The organism is Lentzea sp. NPDC092896 (assembly GCF_044754905.1).
GTDB lineage: Bacteria > Actinomycetota > Actinomycetes > Mycobacteriales > Pseudonocardiaceae > Lentzea.
Genome location: NZ_JBIVPX010000002.1, coordinates 826,230 through 845,060, shown reverse-complemented (window position 1 = coordinate 845,060; position 18,831 = coordinate 826,230). Strand labels below are relative to the sequence as shown.

The 18,831-nt window shown below is 70.9% G+C and carries 9 protein-coding genes; 6 read left to right on the top strand and 3 right to left on the bottom strand.

Annotation, left to right across the window (positions count from 1 at the left end; all coding sequences use genetic code 11):
• Positions 1–215 precede the first annotated feature (215 nt).
• Genes ACIQF0_RS14915 through ACIQF0_RS14905 form a run of 3 tightly spaced genes read left to right on the top strand, consistent with a single transcriptional unit; the run spans position 216 to position 12,293 of the window.
• Positions 216–1,433, top strand: a complete 1,218-nt coding sequence (locus ACIQF0_RS14915) for a cytochrome P450 (protein WP_401029518.1) — start codon at positions 216–218, stop codon at positions 1,431–1,433.
• On the top strand, positions 1,430–3,373 hold the full coding sequence (locus ACIQF0_RS14910) for a beta-ketoacyl synthase N-terminal-like domain-containing protein (protein WP_401029515.1): 1,944 nt from the start codon (positions 1,430–1,432) through the stop codon (positions 3,371–3,373). Before ACIQF0_RS14915 ends, ACIQF0_RS14910 begins: the two co-directional genes overlap by 4 nt.
• Positions 3,366–12,293: an amino acid adenylation domain-containing protein gene (locus ACIQF0_RS14905; RefSeq protein WP_401029512.1), complete on the top strand. Its 8,928-nt coding sequence runs from the start codon at positions 3,366–3,368 to the stop codon at positions 12,291–12,293. Before ACIQF0_RS14910 ends, ACIQF0_RS14905 begins: the two co-directional genes overlap by 8 nt.
• Before the next feature lie 26 nt (positions 12,294–12,319).
• On the opposite strand, the gene ACIQF0_RS14900 is transcribed toward ACIQF0_RS14905, so the two are convergent.
• Entirely contained in the window at positions 12,320–12,892 is a 573-nt protein-coding gene (locus tag ACIQF0_RS14900; protein WP_360038580.1) for a TetR family transcriptional regulator, read from the bottom strand.
• A gap of 86 nt (positions 12,893–12,978) precedes the next feature.
• On the opposite strand from ACIQF0_RS14900, the gene ACIQF0_RS14895 reads away from it, so the two are divergent.
• Complete coding sequence (locus ACIQF0_RS14895) at positions 12,979–14,181, top strand: MFS transporter (RefSeq protein ID WP_401029508.1); 1,203 nt, start codon at positions 12,979–12,981, stop codon at positions 14,179–14,181.
• A 79-nt stretch (positions 14,182–14,260) separates the two neighbouring features.
• Positions 14,261–14,647, top strand: a complete 387-nt coding sequence (locus ACIQF0_RS14890; RefSeq protein WP_401029505.1) for a peptidase inhibitor family I36 protein — start codon at positions 14,261–14,263, stop codon at positions 14,645–14,647.
• 20 nt (positions 14,648–14,667) lie between these two features.
• Here the strand turns inward: ACIQF0_RS14890 and ACIQF0_RS14885 are convergent, their stop codons facing one another.
• Complete coding sequence (locus ACIQF0_RS14885) at positions 14,668–15,534, bottom strand: hypothetical protein (protein ID WP_401029502.1); 867 nt, start codon at positions 15,532–15,534, stop codon at positions 14,668–14,670.
• Positions 15,535–15,584: 50 nt separating this feature from the next.
• The gene (locus ACIQF0_RS14880; RefSeq protein ID WP_401029499.1) at positions 15,585–17,237 is read right to left on the bottom strand and encodes a choice-of-anchor B family protein; all 1,653 of its coding nucleotides are present in this window, start codon (positions 17,235–17,237) and stop codon (positions 15,585–15,587) included.
• 134 nt (positions 17,238–17,371) lie between these two features.
• On the opposite strand from ACIQF0_RS14880, the gene ACIQF0_RS14875 reads away from it, so the two are divergent.
• A complete protein-coding gene (locus tag ACIQF0_RS14875) occupies positions 17,372–18,817 on the top strand; it encodes a phenylacetate--CoA ligase family protein (protein WP_401029496.1) in 1,446 nt (481 codons plus the stop codon).
• Positions 18,818–18,831: the final 14 nt, after the last annotated feature.

Below are 18,831 nucleotides of genomic sequence, written 5' to 3'. Positions count from 1 at the left end.
GTCATTCTTGGTCGCGACAGGAATCGAGTGGTAGTGTCCGCTGGGTTCGGGGTGCCGCCGTTGTGCGGCTGCTGATAGTTCTTCATTTCTGCATGCCGGTGGGGGCGGGCATGGGGTTGCGCACTTCGTGGTCGAGTTCCACGGATGCGTCCCCTTTCATTTGACGCAGGTCCTCACCGTCATGCCCGAATGATCGGGGGACCGTGATTCTGCCTGTGCAAAGCCGTACGCACCCGCTGGTGCTGGACGGCGAGTTCTTCGGAAATCCGTATCCGGTGTACGCCGCCATCAGGAAGGCGGGCAACAGGCCCGTCGAGGTGGTGCTGGAGACCGGCATGGCCTACCTGCCGCCCGGTCTGCGGGCATGGCTGCTGACCTCGTACGACGACATCGAGTTCGCGCTGGGCGATCCCCGGTTCCGCAAGGAGCTGGACAGGGCGATGGCGGTGTTCGGCCACGCCGGCCAGGACTCCGTGCTCTACGACAACATGGCGAACAACGACCCGCCCGAGCACACCCGGCTGCGCAAGCCGCTCAACGGCGCGTTCACCGCGCGGGCGGCGACGGCACGGCGTGAAGACGTGCGCGCAGTTGCACACCGGGTGCTGGACCGGGTGGCCGGACAGCCGGAGTTCGATCTGGTCGAGGACTTCGCGCTGCCGTTCTCGATCGAGGTGATCTGCGGGCTCCTCGGTGTGCCCGTGGCCGATCGGCACACGTTCTCGTCGTGGGCCCAGACGATCACGAGCGCGGCGTCGAGGGACGCTCTCCAGCGCGACGCCGGGCTGATGGCCGGCTACCTGCGCGATCTCATGGCGGCCAAGCGGAACTCCGGCGACGAGGACGTGCTGGCCCTGCTGGCCGGGCATCCCGGCATCACCGAGCGCGAAGCCGTCTCCCAGGCCTACGCGTTGCTGGTCGCCGGGTACGAGACGACGGCGAACCTGCTCGCGGCGGGCCTGCTCGCGCTCGACGCCGACCCTGCTGTGCGCGCACGTCTCTGGGCCGATCCGGCGCTCCTTCCCAGTGCGGTGCAGGAGATGCTGCGCCACCAGTCGCCGTTCAACCTGTCGCTCTACCGCTACGTGAGCGAGGACGTCGAGGTCGGCGGCACGCGGATCCCGGCGGGCTCGATCGTGTTCCTCGCGTTCGCGGCGGCGAACCGGGATGACGAGAGGTTCGCCGCACCGGACGCGTTCGACCTCGACCGGCCCGGTGGCGACCACATCGCCTTCGGCGGCGGCGTGCACAACTGCATCGGCAAGCACCTCGCGAAGGTCGAGGCCGAGGTCGCGTTCGAGGCGTTGATCGAACGCTGTCCCGCCCTGGAGATCCGGACCTCCCGCGCGGACCTGGAGTGGAAACCGAGCCCCACGTTCCGCGGCGTGCGGCACCTGCTCGTCGGACCGGGCCCGGCCGAGGTGACCCGATGAGCGCGATCGCCGTGATCGGGATGTCCTGCCGGGTGCCGGGTGCAGCCGGCCCCGCGGAGTTCCTGCGCAACCTCGTCGCGGGCCGGTCCAGCGTCACCGAGGTGCCGGAGGGCCGGTGGCAGGGCCGCCAGGGGTTCGGCGGGTTCGTCGACGGGCTCGACGCCTTCGACTCGGGCTTCTTCGGCATGTCCCGCAGGGAGGCGACCTGGACGGACCCGCAGCAGCGGTTGCTGCTGGAGCTGGCGTGGGAGTGCGTCGAGGACGCCGCCGTCAGCACCGCGGACGTCAAAGCCTCGCGCTGGGGCGTGTTCGTCGGTGCGTGCGCGGACGACTTCCGCCAGCGCTACCTCGCCTCCGGGGCGTTGGACCGCCACGGGCACATGGGCACCAGCCGCTCGATGCTGGCCAACCGCGTCTCCTACTTCTTCGGCCTGCGCGGGCCGAGCGAGGTCGTGGACACCGGTCAGTCCTCGTCGCTGGTCGCCGTGCATCGGGCGGTGTCGGCCATTCGCACCGGCGAGTGCGACGCGGCGATCGCCGGCGGGGTGAACCTCAACTTGCTGGGCGAGGTCACCGAGCAGATCGAGCTGTGGGGCGGGCTCTCCCCCAACGGCCGTTGCCACACCTTCGACGAGCGCGCCAACGGTTACGTTCGCGGCGAGGGCGGCGGTCTCGTCGTCCTCAAGCCGCTGGAGGCGGCGCTGCGCGACGGCGACGCCGTGCACGCCGTGATCCGCGGCAGCGCCACCGCCCACGACGGCGGACCGGATCTGCTCGGAACGCCGTCCGCGGACGCGCAGCAGGACCTCGTCGAAGCCGCGCACAAGGCCGCCGGGGTGTCTCCGGAGGACGTGGCCTACGTCGAGCTGCACGGCACCGGCACCCCGGCCGGCGACCCCGTCGAGGCCCAGGCGCTCGGTGCGGCGATCGGGCGGGCCAGGCGGGTCAAGGTCGGCTCGGTGAAGACGAACGTCGGGCACCTCGAGTCGGCGGCGGGTGTCACGGGACTGCTCAAGGCGTGCCTGATGATCCGTCACGCCGTGCTGCCACCGAGCCTGAACTTCACGAGGTCCTCCCTTCCACTGGACAAGCTGAACCTCGAAGTCGTCGCACAGCCAGAAGATCTCGCGCTGCGGCCGCACGAGGTGATCGGCGTCAGTTCGTTCGGCATGGGGGGAACGAATGCTCACGTGGTCGTCGGTCCCCCTCCCGTCGTCGAACAGGACGCGTGGTCCGGCAACGTCGTGTGGTGCCTGTCCGCGCGTTCTCCGCACGCGCTCGGCGAGCTGGCACGCAGGCTGATCGATCACGACCCCGGCGATCACACGCCGGCCGACGTGGCCTGGACGCTGCTGCACCGCACCCGCTGGGAGCACCGCGCGGTGGTCGTCGGGTCCACCTGGGACGAACTCCGCCAGGGTCTCGCGAGTGTGCTGGCGGGCAACAGCTTCGCGGTGCCACGGGGCTGGGCAGCTGACGCCGGGGTCCTCCGCGCCGCCGGTGAGCACCTGGCCACCGGCGATCCCGCCGCGGTGCTGGGCCTGCTCGGCGCCGCGCGCAAGGTTCCTTCGCTGCCCACACATCCCTTCGACCGCACGGAGTTTCCCGTTCTCCCGGACCTGCCGGTGGCGAGCACGCCGGAACCGGACGCGGAGCCGGCGTTCGCCGACGAGTGGCGGAACGCACCGGACCGCTCGTGGCGGGTGCGCTCGCTGGTGGAACGCGAACTCGGCGACCTGCTCGGAGAACCTCTGCCCAGAGGCACGAGCGGAGTGGCGTTCCGCGACCTCGGCGTGGACTCCCAGGCCCAGATGGAACTGGTGGACCGCATCAACACCTCGACCGGCCTCGCGCTGGCCGACACGGACATCTTCGACTGTCCGACGATCGACGACCTGACAACGCATGTGAACACCATGATGGAGGCGAGCTGTGCCTGACGTGGACGACGCGATCGCAGTGGTCGGCATGGCGTGCCGCTATCCCGGCGGCGCCGACACACCGGAACATCTCTGGGAACTCGTCGCCGAAGGACGTGACGCCATCGGTGACTTCCCGAAGAACCGCGGGTGGGACCTGGAGGCGATCCACCACCCCGACGGCGGCCCCGGCACCACCTACGTGCGACAGGGCGGTTTCCTGCACGACGCCGACACGTTCGACGCGGCGTTCTTCGGCATCAGGCCCGCCGAGGCGCTGGGCATGGACCCGCAGCACCGCGTCCTGCTCGAGGTCGCGTGGGAGGCGATCGAACGCGCGGGCATCGTGCCGTCCTCGCTCAAGGGTTCGCGCACCGGCGTGTTCGTCGGCCTGATGCCGAACGAGTACGGCATGCCTTTGGGCCGCTGGCAGGGCGAGACGTCCGGCTACATGGCGACCGGCACCTCACCGAGCGTCGCGTCCGGCCGGATCTCCTACCTGCTCGGCCTGGAGGGACCGGCGATCACCATCGACACGGCGTGCTCGTCGTCGTTGGTCGCGATCCACACCGCCGTGCGCTCGTTGCGCACCGGGGAGACCGATCTGGCGCTGGCGGCGGGCAGCACCGTGCAGGCGGGGCCGGGCATGTTCCTGGACTTCTCCCGGCAGCGCGCCCTGTCCCCCGACGGCCGATGTCGCACGTTCTCCGACACCGCGAACGGCACGTCGTGGGCCGAGGGCACGGGTGTGCTCGTGCTGGAGCCGCTGGCGAAGGCCCGCCGGCTCGGCCGCCGGATCCTCGGCGTCATCAGGGGAACCGCCGTCAACCAGGACGGTGCGAGCAACGGACTGAGCGCGCCCAGTGGCAAGGCCCAGGCGAAGGTGATCGAGCAGGCGCTGGCCGACGCGCGCCTGCGTCCGCAGGACGTCGACCTCGTCGAGGCGCACGGCACCGGCACCAAGCTCGGTGACCCGGTCGAGGCGGGCGCGATCATCGCCACCTACGGCCGCGACCGTTCCGACCGGGTGTGGCTGGGGTCGCTGAAGTCCAACATCGGCCACTCCATGGCCGCCGCGGGCGTCGGCGGCGTCATCAAGTGCCTGCTCGCCATGCGGGCGGGCGTGATGCCGAAGACGCTGCACGTGGAGGAGCTCAACTCGCACGTTCCGTGGCCCGGCACCGTGGACGTGCTCTCGGAGGCGCGTGAGTGGCCCGCCCGCGCGGGTGTGCGCCGGTGCGCGGTGTCGGCGTTCGCGGTGAGCGGCACGAACTCGCACGTGATCCTCGAAAGCGCCGAGGAGCAACCAGAAGCCGGGTCTCCCGCGGCCGGCGCGGTCGCGCTGACGCTGTCGGCGAAGACCACCGAGGCGCTCTGCGCCCAGGCCGCCTCGGTGGCCGACGTGCTGCACCATCCGCCCGCGGCGGTGGCCAGGTCGCTCGCGTCCGAGCGCGAGCACTTCGCGCACCGCGCCGTCGTGGTGGGCGGTGACCGCGAGGAACTGCTGGCGGGCCTGCGCGACCTGGTCGCCGGCACGCCGAACGAGGCCGTCGTGACCGGTGAGGCGCGGCGGGTGCGCAGGCCCGTCTTCGTCTTCCCCGGTCAGGGTTCGCAGTGGGCCGGCATGGCCACCGAACTGCTCACCACCTCGCCGGTGTTCCTGGCGAAGGTCCAGGAGTGCGCGGCGGCGTTCGCACCGCACCTGGGCTTCTCCCTGTGCGACGCGCTCGCCGACGGTCTCGACACCGAGGCGACGGACGTCGTGCAGCCGATGATCTTCACGGTGATGGTCGGCCTGGCCGCGATGTGGCGCGACGCCGGTGTCGAACCCGCCGCCGTCATCGGCCATTCCCAGGGCGAGGTGGCCGCGGCGCACGTGGCGGGCGCGCTCAGCCTGCGGGACGCCGCCCGGATCGTGGCCGGCCGCAGTCAGGCGATCGAACGGGCCTGCGGCAGCGGCGGCATGATGGTCGTCGCCGCGACCGAGTCCGAGGCGGCGGCCATCATCGCCGAGGCGAACGCGGACCTCGTCGTGGCCGCGGTCAACGCACCCCGGTCGCTCGTGCTCGCCGGTGCCGACGAGCAGGGCGCGGAACGCGTGCTGGCGCTGTGCGAGGCCAAGGACGTGTACGCACGGCGCGTGCCGGTGCGCTACGCCTCGCACTCGCCGGCGGTGGAACCGTTGCGTGCGGAGATCGTCGAGGCGTTGCGGGAGATCGAACCGGCCGCCTCCCCCGTGGCCATCTACTCCACTGTGGACGCCGCACCGGTGCGTGGCGACGAACTCGACGCCGGCTACTGGTACCGCAACCTGCGGAGTCAGGTCCGGTTCGCGGACACGGTGGCGCTGCTGGCCGAACGCGGGTACGACGCGTTCCTGGAGATCAGCCCGCATCCGGTGGTGACGGGTGCGATCGAGGCCGTGCTGGCCGCCGAGGGCAGCGACGCCCCGGTCTGCGCGACGTTGCGCCGCGACCGCGGTGGTGTCGCACGCTTCCTGGAGGCGGCCGGGCGCGCGCACGTCCAGGGACACGAGATCGACTGGGCGAAGCTGCTGCCTCTGGCCGGACGGGTCGACCTGCCCACCTACCGGTTCGAGCGCAGGCGGTTCTGGCTGTCCGCACCGGAGCAGCCCGTCGCGCTGGCCCGGACGTCCGCACCGGCCCCGCACCCGTGGCTCGGGTCCGTCGTCGTGCTGCCCGACGACACGAGGCTGCTGTCCGGGCAACTGTCGTTGCGCAGCCATCCCTGGTTGATGGACCACCGGGTGAACGACGCGATCTTCTTACCCGGCACGGCATTCGTGGAGATGCTTCTGCACGCGGGCGCGCATGCCGGGTACGCGGCGATCGATGAGTTCGTGCTCAACGACCCGCTCGTGGTGCCGTGCGACGGCTCACCGGCCGAGGTGCAGGTGGCCGTGACCCCCGACCGCGTCGCGACGATCCACTCGCGCACCGCGGGCGGTGACTGGGTGAAGCACGGCGAGGCGGTGCTCACCGTTCCCGGTCCGGCGTCGGCCGCGGCGCCGCTGGAGGGCCGCGGGGTCGCTCCGGACCAGATGTACACCGCCCTCGCCGGCGCCGGATATGGCTACGGCGAAGCGTTCCGAGCCGTCCGGACGGCCTGCGACGGCGGTGACGTCGTCACGTCCGAGATCCGGCTGCCCGAGTCGGCGCTGGTGAACCACGGCGGTTTCGTCGTGCACCCCGCGCTGGCCGACTCGGCACTGCACGCCGCGCTCGGCTGCGGGCTCTTCGGTGGCGTTCACAAGGGTCTGGTCGTGCCGTTCCTCTTCGCCGGGGTGCGGACGCACCGGGACCGCCTCGGCGACGCCTGCACCGTCGTCGCGCGGCGCGGTGGCGCGGACGAGATCTCCTTGGCACTGCTCGACTCCACTGGCGCCGTCGTGCTGTCGATCGACCGGGTGGTGGTCCGCCGGCTCGGTGGCCGGTCCACCCGGTTGCACCGGCTGGACTGGTCCGAGCCCGAGGCCGCGGAGACGACGGCGCGGCTCTGCGTCGTCGGTGCCGGAGACGACCCGCTGTGCGCCGCGGTGCGCGAGCACGCGCAGGTCTCGGTCGCCACGCTCGCCGAGGCCGCGATGATCACCGCCGCCACCCAGGACGACTGGCAGGTCGTCGTGCCGTGCCCGGAGGACGAGTCGCACGCCGCGGCCGCGCGGGTGCTGGGTCTGGTGCGGGAGTGGCTGGCCCGCGAGAACCCCGGCCGGCTGGTCTTCGTCACGCGGGCGGCGGTCGCCGTCCCCGGTGACACGGAGCTGAACCTCGGCACGAGCCCGGTGTGGGGCATCGTCAGGTCCGCGCAGTCCGAGCACCCCGGTGTGTTCCGGATCGTCGACGCCGGCGACGGGACCGCGGCGCTCGCCGACGCGTTGCGGCGCGACGAACCACAGCTGGCGGTCCGTGCCGGCGGAATTCTCGAACCGAGGATCGTGCCCCTCTCGGTGACCGGGGACCCCGGCGCGTGCCCGGAAGGCACCGTCGTGATCACCGGAGGCACCGGCACGATCGGCCGGGAGATCGCCCGCCACCTGGTGACCGAACGGGGCGCGACCTCGATCGCGCTGGTCAGCCGCAGCGGCGGGAAGTCCGCCGGGATCACCGAACTCCGCGACGAGCTGACGGCGCTGGGCGCACGCGTCCAGGTGGCCATCGCCGACGTCGCCGACGCGGGACAGACCGCCAGGGCACTCGCCGAGATCCGCGCCGGCGGACCGATCGTCGGCGTCGTGCACGCGGCCGGTGTGCTGCGCGACTCGACCATCGCCACGATGACCGACGACCAGCTGCACGAGGTGTTGCGCGGCAAGGCCGGCTCGGCGGTGGTGCTCGACGCGCTGACCGCTCAGGATCCGCTCGCCTTCTTCGTGCTGTTCTCGTCTGTGTACGGCGTGCTGGGAGGGCCGGGGCAGGCGAACTACGCCGCCGCCAACACGTTCCTCGACCAGCTCGCGGCGTGGCGCCGGCAGCGGGGCCGTCCCGCGATCTCGATCGCGTGGGGACTGTGGGAACAGGCTTCCGGGATGACCGGACATCTCCGCGACGCCGACCTGCAGCGGTTGCGGCGCAACGGGATCGTGCCGTTCCCCGTCTCGGCCGGACTCGCGATGTTCGACGCCGCGCTCACCGTGGACGCCTCGCTCGTGGTGGCGGCGGAGCTCGACGTGTCCGGCCTGACCGACGTGCCGTTGCTCCTGACGGGTCTGCGGCCACGACGCCAGGAACCCGCCCCGGTCGCGGTGACCGACGACGCGCAGGCCTCGCTCGCCGCGGCGGTGACGGCGGAGGACCGGCTCGCGGTGGTGCGGAACGTGGTGACCGGGTGTGTCGGCGGGCTGCTCGGCGTCGAACCGCACAAGGTGGACGTGCGCCGTTCCTTCTTCGAGATGGGCTTCGACTCGCTCACGTCGACCGAACTGCGCGGCCGGGTCGGCAAGCGGCTCGGTGTCCGGGTGGGCGCGACCGCCGTGTTCGACCACCCGACCCCGGAGGCGCTCACCGCGCACGTCGCCGAACTCGTCGGCGAACCGGAGCCGGAGGCCGGCGACACCGCCGTGCCCGAGGCGGTCGACGACGGCAGGTACGCGCTCACCCCGTTGCAGGAGGCGTACGTCGCGGGCCGTTCGCCGGAGTTCGAGCTCGGTGACGTGTCGACCTACATCCACATCGAGGCCGACCTCACCGGGTTCGACGTGGCGGCGGCCGAACGCGCGCTCCGGTTGATGGTGCGGCGCCACGAGATGCTGCGCGCGGTGTTCTCCGAGGAGGGGCACTTCCGCGTGCTCGACGCGGTGCCGGAGTACTCGATCGAGGTCGAGGACCTGCGAGGCCGTGCGGACCGGACCGCGCGCCTGGAGACGGTGCGCGCGGACCTCGAGACGCACGAGTTCGACCGGACTCGATGGCCGTTGTTCCGTGCCACCGCCACGAGGCTGGACGACCGGGTGACCCGGCTCCACTTCGGAGTGGACGTGCTGATCTGCGACGGCACCAGCGCGGCCGCGTTGTTCAACGAGTGGGCCGATCTCTACCACGACCCCGCGGGCGTTCGAGAGGCTCCGCGGGCCACCTTCCGCGAGTACACCGGACGGCTGCGCGAGTTCCGCTCGTCGGACCGGATCGCCGCCGCCCGGCAGTACTGGCGGGACCGGCTGGCGACGCTGCCGGCCGCACCCGACCTGCCGCTCGCGGTGCGGCTGAGCGAGGTGACCGCGCCGGTGTTCGGCCACCGGTCGATCGTCCTCGCCACCCCGTTGTGGACGAGGCTCAAGCAGCACGCCGCCGCGTTCGGCGTGACGCCCTCCGCGGCGATCTGCGCCGCGTACTGCGACGTGCTGGCGATGTGGGCGAAGAGCCCGCACTTCGCGGTGAACGTGCTGGTGTCGAACCGGCGGGGTTTCGCGGGCGAGGACCTGTCCCAGGTCGTCGGCAACTTCTCCTCGACGTCGCTGCTGGAGGTGCGCGCCGACGCGGCGGCGCCCTTCGCCGAGCGCGCCCGCGCGGTGCAACGGCAACTGGCGCAGGACATGGAGCACGCGGCGTGGACCGGCGTCGACGTGATGCGCGAGCTCAACCGCCTCGACGGTGGTGCCGGCCGCGCGCGGATGCCGGTCGTCTTCACCTCCACGCTCGGCGGAGTCCAGGCCACGCACGACGGCGCGGCGGGCCTGATCGGCGCGCTCTCCCGGCTGGGCGACAGCGGCACGACCGTGGCCAGCGGCGTGCGGACGCCCCAGGTCACGCTCGACCACCAGGCCGTGGAGGAGGCCGGTGCGCTGCGGCTGAACTGGGACGTCGTCGAGGAGGTCTTCCCGGACGGGCTGGTCGACGCGATGCTCGCCGAGTACGAGCGCGCGGTCCTGGCGTTGTGCGACGCCGATGCGTGGAATGCCAGGGCGATCGCCTCGGCACCGACCGTCGAGATCCCCGAGGCCGACGGAGATTCCCTGCTGCACAAGGGATTCTTCGAGCAGGCGGAGAAGACCCCCGACGCCGTCGCGGTGATCTCCGCCGCGCGGACGCTGACCTACGGCGAGCTCGCGGCCGAGGCGTCGACGGTGGCGGCCGAACTGGTCCGGCGCGGGCACGGTCCCGGATCGCTGGTCGGGGTGGTGATGGACAAGGGCTGGGAACAGGTCGTGGCATGCCTCGGCGTGTTGCGCGCGGGCGCCGCCTACGTCCCGATCGACGCCCGGTGGCCCGCGAAGCGCCTGCGGGGCGTGCTGGAATCAGCCGGGATCACGGCGGCGCTGACGCAGCCGTGGCACCGCGTCGAGTGGCCGGAAAGCGTGTGGGTGCGGGAGATCCAGCCCCAGCCGGACGCACTGGCCGAAGGGCTGCCGGACCCCGCGGTCGGACCGGAGGACCTGGCGTACGTGATCTACACGTCGGGGTCGACCGGCGTGCCGAAGGGCGTGATGATCGAGCACGGAGCGGCGGTGAACACGATCCGCGACGTGAACGACGAGCTGACGCTGACCGCCTCTGACCGCGTGCTCGCGTTGTCCGCGCTGAACTTCGACCTCTCGGTGTACGACCTGTTCGGTCCCCTGTCGGCAGGTGGGGCCGTGGTCCTGCCCGCGGCCGGCGACGAACGCGAGCCGGCCGCGTGGTTGCGGCAGATGACCGCGCACGGCGTGACGGTGTGGAACAGCGTTCCCGCGCTGATGGCCATGCTCTGCGAACACGCCCGGTCGGCGGAGATACCGCTGCGAGCGGTGCTGCTCAGCGGTGACTGGATTCCGGTCACGTTGCCCGCCGACGTCCAGCGGCTGTTCCCGGACGCGACCGTGTGGGGTCTGGGTGGAGCCACCGAGGCGTCGATCTGGTCCATCTGGCACCGGATCCGGCCGGAGGACGCCGAACTGGCGTCGATCCCGTACGGCCTGTCCATGCGCAACCAGCACGTGTACGTCGGCGATGCGGAACTGCGCGCACGGCCGGTGTGGGCCGTGGGCGACATCTACATCGGCGGTGTCGGCGTCGCGCGGGGATATCTCGGCGACGCCGAACGCACGGCGAGCAGCTTCGTGATCGACCCGGCGACCGGTGGCCGCTGGTACCGCACCGGCGACCTCGGCCGGACGCTGCCCAGCGGGGAGATCGAGTTCCTCGGCCGGGAGGACACCCAGGTCAAGATCGGCGGGCACCGCATCGAACTCGGTGACGTCGAGGCGGCGCTGGAAGCCTGCACCGGGGTGCGTGCGGCCGTCGCGACCGTCCGGACCGGCAGGCTGGCGGCGCACGTGCTGGCGGACCAGGGCACCACCGCTGCCTCGGTGCGGGCCGCCGCGGCGGACGCGCTGCCGGGGTACATGGTGCCGTCGACGATCGCGGTGCTCGACGAGTTCCCGTTGACGGCCAACGGGAAGGTCGACCGCGCGGCGTTGAGCGCGCTGCCGGTCGTGCAGGAGGCGGAGCCGGTGAAACCGGCCGACGCCGAGGAGGAACTGCTGCTCGGCCTGTGGCGTGAGTTCTTCGGGACCGGCGAGCTGTGCGTGACGGACGACTTCTTCGACCTCGGCGGTGACTCGCTGCAGGCGGTGCGACTCGTGTCGCTGGTGCGGCAGGCGACCGGGGTGGAGATGCGGGTGTCGACGTTGTTCGCGGCGCCGACGGTCCGCGAACTCGCCCGCTGGCTGTCCGACGCGGTTCCCTCCGGTGTGGTGGTGCCCATCCAGCCGCGGGGTTCGGCGGTGCCGCTGGTGCTCGCGCACCCGATCGGCGGGGAGGTGCTGTCCTACGCCGACCTCGCCGCGCGGCTCGGACCGGATCAGCCGGTCCACGGCCTGCGCTGCCCGGACGGGCACGCGTTGGGCCTGCGCGAGCTCGCCGCCGAGTACGCGCGGGCGGTGCGCGAGGAGGTGCCCGGCACGCGGTACCGGATCGGCGGCTGGTCGATGGGCGGGGTGCTGGCGATCGAGATCGCCCGCGAACTCGAGGCCGCCGGGTGCGAGGTCGACTTCGTCCTCGCGCTCGACGTCGCCGAGTCGCCGTCGGGGCTCGCCGCCGCGGTGATCGACCAGGCCGTGCTGTGGTCGTGGCTCGGCCGGGATCTCGCCGGTCTCGCCGGAGTGCCGTGGCACGGGGAGAACCTCGGTTCGGCGCGGGAGTTGTTCGACGCGCTGCGCACGGCGGGAGTCCTGCCGCGGGACGTCGCGTTCAGCGAGTTCGAGGCGGTGTGCGAACGGTTCGAGGCGAACGCCCGCGCGTTGTACGCGTACCGGCCGGACCGGTTCGGCGGCGTCGTCCACTTCGTGCAGGCCGCGTCCGGGGCCGACCCGGACGTCGTGCGGGAGTGGCGGGCGCTGTGCGACGGCCAGTTCGAGCACCACGTCGTGCCGGGTGACCACTACACCGTGCTGCAACGCGAGCACGTGGAGGTGCTCGCGGACACGGTGCGGCATCTGCTGAGCTGAGAAGAGCGAACGAGGGCTGAGCGCGCTCAGCCCTCGTTCTGCAGCATCCTGCGGGCCAGGTCGAGCACCTGCGCCCGCACCTCGGACCGGTCCTCGGGGTCGGGGAAGATCGTCCTGGTGAGCTGCGGAACGGCGGCGGGCCACGCGGCGAGACCGATCAGGAACAGCATCGTGACGGCGGCGCGGGTGTGCGACTCCGTGCCCATGGTCTGGGCGAGGCTCTCGACCTTCTCGGCGTAGTGGCTCTTCCTGATCTCCTCGTCGGGCAGGGGGCTGTCGCTGTAGTGCAACGCCTCCCAGAGCATCAGGCGCAGCACCTTCGGGTTGTCCTGGTGGAAGTCGTAGAGCCGCTCGACGTAGGCGAGGAGGTCGCCGCCGGGCAGGCCGACCGCTTCGGTGTGTTCGGCGAGTGCTGACGTGACCACTGCCTCGAACAGTTTTTCCTTGTTGCCGAAATTGCTGTAGAGGCGTTCTTTGTTGACGCCCGCCTGAGTGGCGATCCGCTCCACACGTGCGCCCGCGATCCCGTGCTCCGCGAACTCGTCACGGGCTGCGACCAGCAGTTTCTGGCGTGTGGACAAGGGAATTCGAGTACTCACCCGGCATATTCTAGACAGTTTCGACCTAACGGTCGGGAGGTGCTCCACATTTGACAACCAACAAGTTGGTTGGGCACTCTGGGCGCGTGACGACCACGGAGACCGACACGCATCAGGACCCGTCGTGGGCGCCCTTCGCGCCCACCGTGTGGCTGCTCGCGCCACTGGGGATCCTCGTGGTCGGCCAGATGTACACGGTGATCGCGATGCTGCCCCCGATGGCGGCCTCGTACGGCACGACAGCCGGTGGTCTCGCCTGGCTGGCGTCCGCTTTCGGGATCGCCTACGCGGCGGGGTTCCTGGTCGCCGGCCCGGCCACGGACTCGTACGGGCCGCGTGCGGTCATCACCGCGGGCCTGGTCGCGACGGCGGTCGCCACCGCGTTGGTGCCCCTCGCCCCGAACCTCTTGTTCGTCGGCGTGCTGCGCGTGTTGCAGGGCGCGACCGCCGCGTGCTTCGTGCCGGCGGCTTTCGCCTACGTGACCGACCGGATCGAGCCTTCGCGCCGTGCGGTGGCCCTGACGTGGATCACCGGCGGTTCCATCGCGGCGACCGTGCTGATGCAGATCACCGCGCAGCTCATCACCTCCGCGCTGAACTGGCAGGCGGTGTTCCTGGTGAGCGCGGTGGCGATGGCGGCGTGCGTGCCCGTGGTGCGCACCGTGCTGCGCCCCGCGACGCCGGGGGCCGTGCCGAGTCCGGGAGCCGCTTTCGCCGCGATGGCGGGCCTGCTCGCGCGGCCTCGGCTGCTCGTCGGCTACGTGCTGGCGATGGTGCTGATGGGCAGTTTCGTCGGGATCTACACGATGGTCACCCTCGCCGGCCCCTCGGCGGTCGCCGGTGATCCTTCCGCTCTGCTGATCCTGCGGGCGAGTGCGTTGCCCGCCGTGGTCGCCGTGCCGCTGCTCACCCCGCGGCTGGTGCGGTTGTCCCAGCCGGTGCGGGTGGTCGGTGGTGGCGTGCTGGCGCTCGTGGCCGTGCTGGTGGCGGCGCTGTGGAGCACGAACGTGGTCGCGCTGGGCGTCTCGCTGCTGTTCTTCGTGGCCGCGGTGGCCGCCACCTCACCCGCGCTCATCGAGGTCATCGCCGGACAGGCCGGTCCGGCCAAGGGCGCGGCCGTGGCGCTGTACGCGTTCCTGCTCTTCGTCGGTGCGAGCCTGGGGCCCGTGCTGGTCGGCGTGATCGCCGGATGGGGGTTCACCGGGGTGCTGTCGTTGTTCGCGGGCCTGATCGCGCTGGCGACCGCGGCGATCGGTGGTGCGTTCGCGACGGCGAGCAGCCACAGGTGACCGGTTGGTGAGCTGTTCCTCGTCCACACTCCCCCGGATCATGGTTCTCGCAAGCGAAAACCGTTGAGGGGGAACAGGAATGGTGTTCGACATCAAGAAGACGATCGCCGGGGTCGCAGTCGCCCTGGCTGCCGCGACGGCGCTGACCGGGGGAACCGCGCAGGCGGGCGAGATCGGCGTCACCGCGTACTCGGAGTGCCCGCCGTCGCACATGTGCGGGTTCGAGCACGAGAAGGGCGGGGGCCGGTACGTGGCCCTCCAGCAGCGCATTCCCAACCTGGCGCAGTTCAACGGCGGGTACATGGACAACCGGATCACGTCCGGCTGGAACAGGAGCGGCGCCTCGTTCTGCTGGTTCACCGAGCCCAACTACCAGGGCGAGCGCTACCAGTCCGACAGCGGGACGTGGGGGTTCTTCCCGCACAACGACGCGTACAGCTCCGTCAAGCGCGGCACGTGCCGATGAACTGACGTCGCTCCGGGGGGTCAGCCGACGTCGACCGTGAAGGCCGTCCGGTGCACCTTGCCGCCGTGGGCGAACTCCAGGAACAACCGGTACTCGCCCCGGTCGGCGAAGACCGCCTGGAAGCTCAGTTCGCCGTTGTTCAGCGGAATGCCTGCCAGCTCGACCGGGTGCAGGTGCGTCGCCGACAGCAGCATGGTGTGGAAGCCGGTCATGTGTCCGTTGGCGCCGAGGTGCGGTTCCAGGGAGCTGACCGGCTTGCCGTCCGGCCCGCGGATCGACAGGCGCAGCACGTGCGGGTTCATCGGCGTCGGTTGTGCCGGGGAGTCCACCCGCACCACGGTGTAGCCGTCGGTGGTCGTGGCTCCGTCCGACGGGGCGGGCAGTGGGGCCAGTGTCGTGTCGCCGGGAACGCTGAACGGCACGCCGAGCACGACCGGGTGCCGCGCGTCGGCGGTGTCGAGCGGCACGAACTCCGCGAACATCCGGTAGGCGCCGCCGTCGGGCAGCGAGAGGGTGGTGTGCCAGGTGTCGCCGTCCAGCACGGGGTGCAGGTGCTCGAACACGTTCATGTCCTCGCGGACGGCGAAGAAGTGCATCTGCTTGGTCTGGTTGTCCAGGAACCTGGTGACCGGTTTGCCCGCGCCGTCGAGGATCCGGAACGCCACGGGCACCGCGGTGCCGCGGGACTCGGGCATGGTGACGCGGTCGAAGCGGTAGCCGCTCTCCACTTCGGACAGACCGTCGCTGTGCGCGGCGGGCAGGACCGGCCCCATGTTCTGGTGCTGCACGGGCGAAGCGGACCGGGCGAACAGCATGACCCCGCCGCCCGCCACCACGGTGACGGCGAGCAGGGCGAAGAACCAGTCGGCGAAGCTCAGTTTGCGCATGACCACTCCTGAGCCGTGGGTGGCCGGCGAAGGCCACCCACGGCCTCGTCTCAGAACTGAAGGCTCCACGCGTCGACGTAGCCGACGTCGGAGCGGTAGAGGTCCTGCACCTTGAGCTGCCACGTGCCCGCGGCGTCCTCGGCGGAGGCGTTCACCTCGTAGGTGGCCACGACGTTGTCGCCGGAGTCGTTGCTGGAACCCTTGAGCCGGAACGCCGTGCCGTCCGGCGCGACGAGGTCGATCACCAGGTCACCGCGGTACGGGTGCTTGATGTCGACGTTCACCTTGAGGGCTCCCGGCGCCTTGCCGGGAACGCCGGTCACGGTGACCGGTGACGTGACCGCGGCGCCCGCGTCCGGAATGGACACGTCGGCCGTGTTCTCGAACCTACCGCCGGCGGGAGGCGGTTCGACGGCACCGAGGTTGGGCTTGACCACGACCAGGCCCTGCTCGATGCCGTTGACCAAAACGATGCCGCTCGCGAAGTACGGGTAGTTGCTCCACGCGCCGTTGAACTTCGCCTCGTTCGCCGCCGGGTAGATGTCGAAGTACCCGGCCTCCGTCAGCTGCGCCGAGGCGATGCCGCTGACGTCGAGGATGCGCAGCCCGGCCTGGTAGTTGGCCTGGTAGGAGTACTTGCCCTTGATGTACTGGTTGTGGTCGATGGCCGTGGCGGGCGAGTTGTAGACGCCGGTGTGCACGGGGTTCGCCAGCGACGCGAGGTCCCAGATGTAGGTCTTGGTGCGCTTGTCGGTGCCGCGCGACTCGTCCAGCTCGTCGTCGAGCAGGAAGTAGCGCTGGTCCTCGGTGAGCCAGCCCTGGTGCGAGTACTGGGCGCCGGAGTAGGCCTTGCGCACGATCTGGACCGGGTTGGCCTTGTCGGTCACGTCGACGATCGTCAGCGTGTCCTCGTTGGAGTTGAAGCAGATCTCCCGGCCCTGGTAGGTCGTGTCCGGGCCGCGGTAGATCACGCACTGGTTGTCGTGCGTGTAGCCGTCCTGCGCGACGCAGCCGGCGTTCTTCGGCGACTTCGGCGTGCGGATGTCGACCATGTGCGGGCCGCCGCTGCACGTGTTGGAGCCGATCGCGTACGCGTACCCGGTCTCCTCGTTGATGGCGATGTTGTGCGCCGGGCCGAAGTCCTTGTACAGGGTGTCGGCCGTGAACGTCTGCGGCGTCGTGATCGTCCGCAGCCGGGTCAGGTCGAACACCTGCATCCCGTGGCCGGTAATGAAGTCGGCGACGATGAACGCGTGGTCCTTGTAGACCTTCATGTCACGCCACGAGCTGCTGCCGCCGTTGGACGGCAGGTTGCCCAGGAACTTGGGCGCGGTGGGCGTGCTGACGTCGACGAACGCCGTGCCGTTGGTGCGGCCGACGATCGCGTACTCCTTGCCGGAGGACGGGTCGGTCCAGCCCCAGACGTCGTTGCCGTTGCCACCGCCCATCGCGGACAGCGGCAGCACGCTGAGCAGGTCGACGTTCTTGCAGGGGTAGATGTCGGCCTTGCCGTCGACACACGGGACTCCGGCGGCCTGGCCGGTGACCGCGTGCCGGTCCGCGGGGAGGTGGTCGGCCAGGAACGTTCTGGCCGCCGCCTGTCCCTCGGCGGTGTTCGGGTCGTGGGCGGAGGCGCCCGTCATCGAGAGGGCGACCACTGAGGCCGTCAAGACGGCCAGCGCCCCCGTGCGCAGGGATTTCATGAAGTTGTACTCCTCACGACCGGGGATGCAGGGGTTCCCGGTCAGACACAGACGGTAGAAGCGGTGGGCACTGCCCGTGAACCGTCGTTCGTCTGGTTCGGGTGGAACGTGGATCAGATCGATACGCTCGGGCGATGGACAGCAGCCGGCAGACCCGTGTGCGCCAGGCGTTCGACGACTTCTTCGCTCCCGCGGAGCCGAAGTCCGCGAGCTGGGTGCTCGACCTGTTCCAGCACACGGCCGCGACCGTGCCCGCGTACCAGAAGCTCTTGCGGGAGAACGGGATCGAGCCCGCGAGCATCGAGACGTTCGAGGACTTCCAGCGGTTGCCGTTGCTCGAGAAGGCGAACTACCACGAGCGGTACCCGTTGCCGGAGCTGTGCCGCGGCGGGCGGCTCGAGGACTGCGACATGATCGCCGTGTCGTCGGGATCCAGTGGCAGGCCGACGATCTGGCCGCGGTCGCTGGAGGACGAACTGCACGTGGCGCGGCGGTTCGAGCAGGTGCTGGTGGACGGATTCCTCGCGGACGAGCGCAGGACGCTGGCGGTGGTGTGCTTCCCGCTCGGCACGTGGGTCGGTGGGCTGTTCACCCAGGCCTGCGTGCGGCACCTCGCGGCGAAGGGCTGCCCGATCACGGTCGTGGCGCCGGGCAACAACAAGGCCGAGATCCTGCGGGTGCTGCCGGAACTGGCGCCGCACTTCGAGCAGGTCGTGCTGCTGGGCTACCCGCCGTTCGTGAAGGACGTCGTCGACACCGGGCTCGCGCAGGGCGTCGACTGGCCCGCGTACCGGATCAAGCTCGTGCTCGCGGGCGAGGTGTTCAGCGAGCAGTGGCGCGACCTGGTTTCCCGGCGGGCTGGAATCGCGGACCCGATCAGTGACGTCGCTTCTCTTTACGGCACAGCGGATTCCGGCGTGCTGGGCAACGAGACGGCGCTGTCCGCCGGCATCCGCCGGTTCTTCGCCGGCCACCCGGAGAAGGCGCGGGAGGTCTTCGGCGACTCGCGGCTGCCCACGCTCGTGCAGTACGACCCGGCGAGCCGGTTCTTCGAGGTGCACGACGGCACGCTGGTGTTCACCGCGGACGGCGGGATCCCGCTGCTCCGCTACCGGATCGCCGACGAGGGCGGGATCCTGGAACACGCCGACCTGCTGGCGTACTGCGCCCGCAACGGCTTCACTCCCCCGCCGGGCCCGGCGCTGCCGTTCGTCTACCTGTTCGGGCGGTCGCTGTTCACCGTGTCGTTCTTCGGCGCGAACGTCTACCCGGAGAACGTGACCGTCGGATTGGAACAGCCCGGCATCAGCGACGTGGTGACGGGAAAGTTCGTGATCGAGTCGGTCGAGAACGAAGATCGCGATCGGCTGTTGCGGATCACCGTCGAGACCGCGCCGGGCGCGACGGCGGACGCGGCGGTGATCGCGGAGGCGGTGCGGGCTCAGCTGCTGCGGCTCAACAGCGAGTTCGCGCACTACGTCCCGGCCGAGCGGCAGCTGCCCGAGGTCGTGCTGCGCCCGGCGGGAGATCCGGAGTACTTCCCGGCCGGCGTGAAACACAGATACACCCGACGACCCTGAAATGTGCTTTTGCG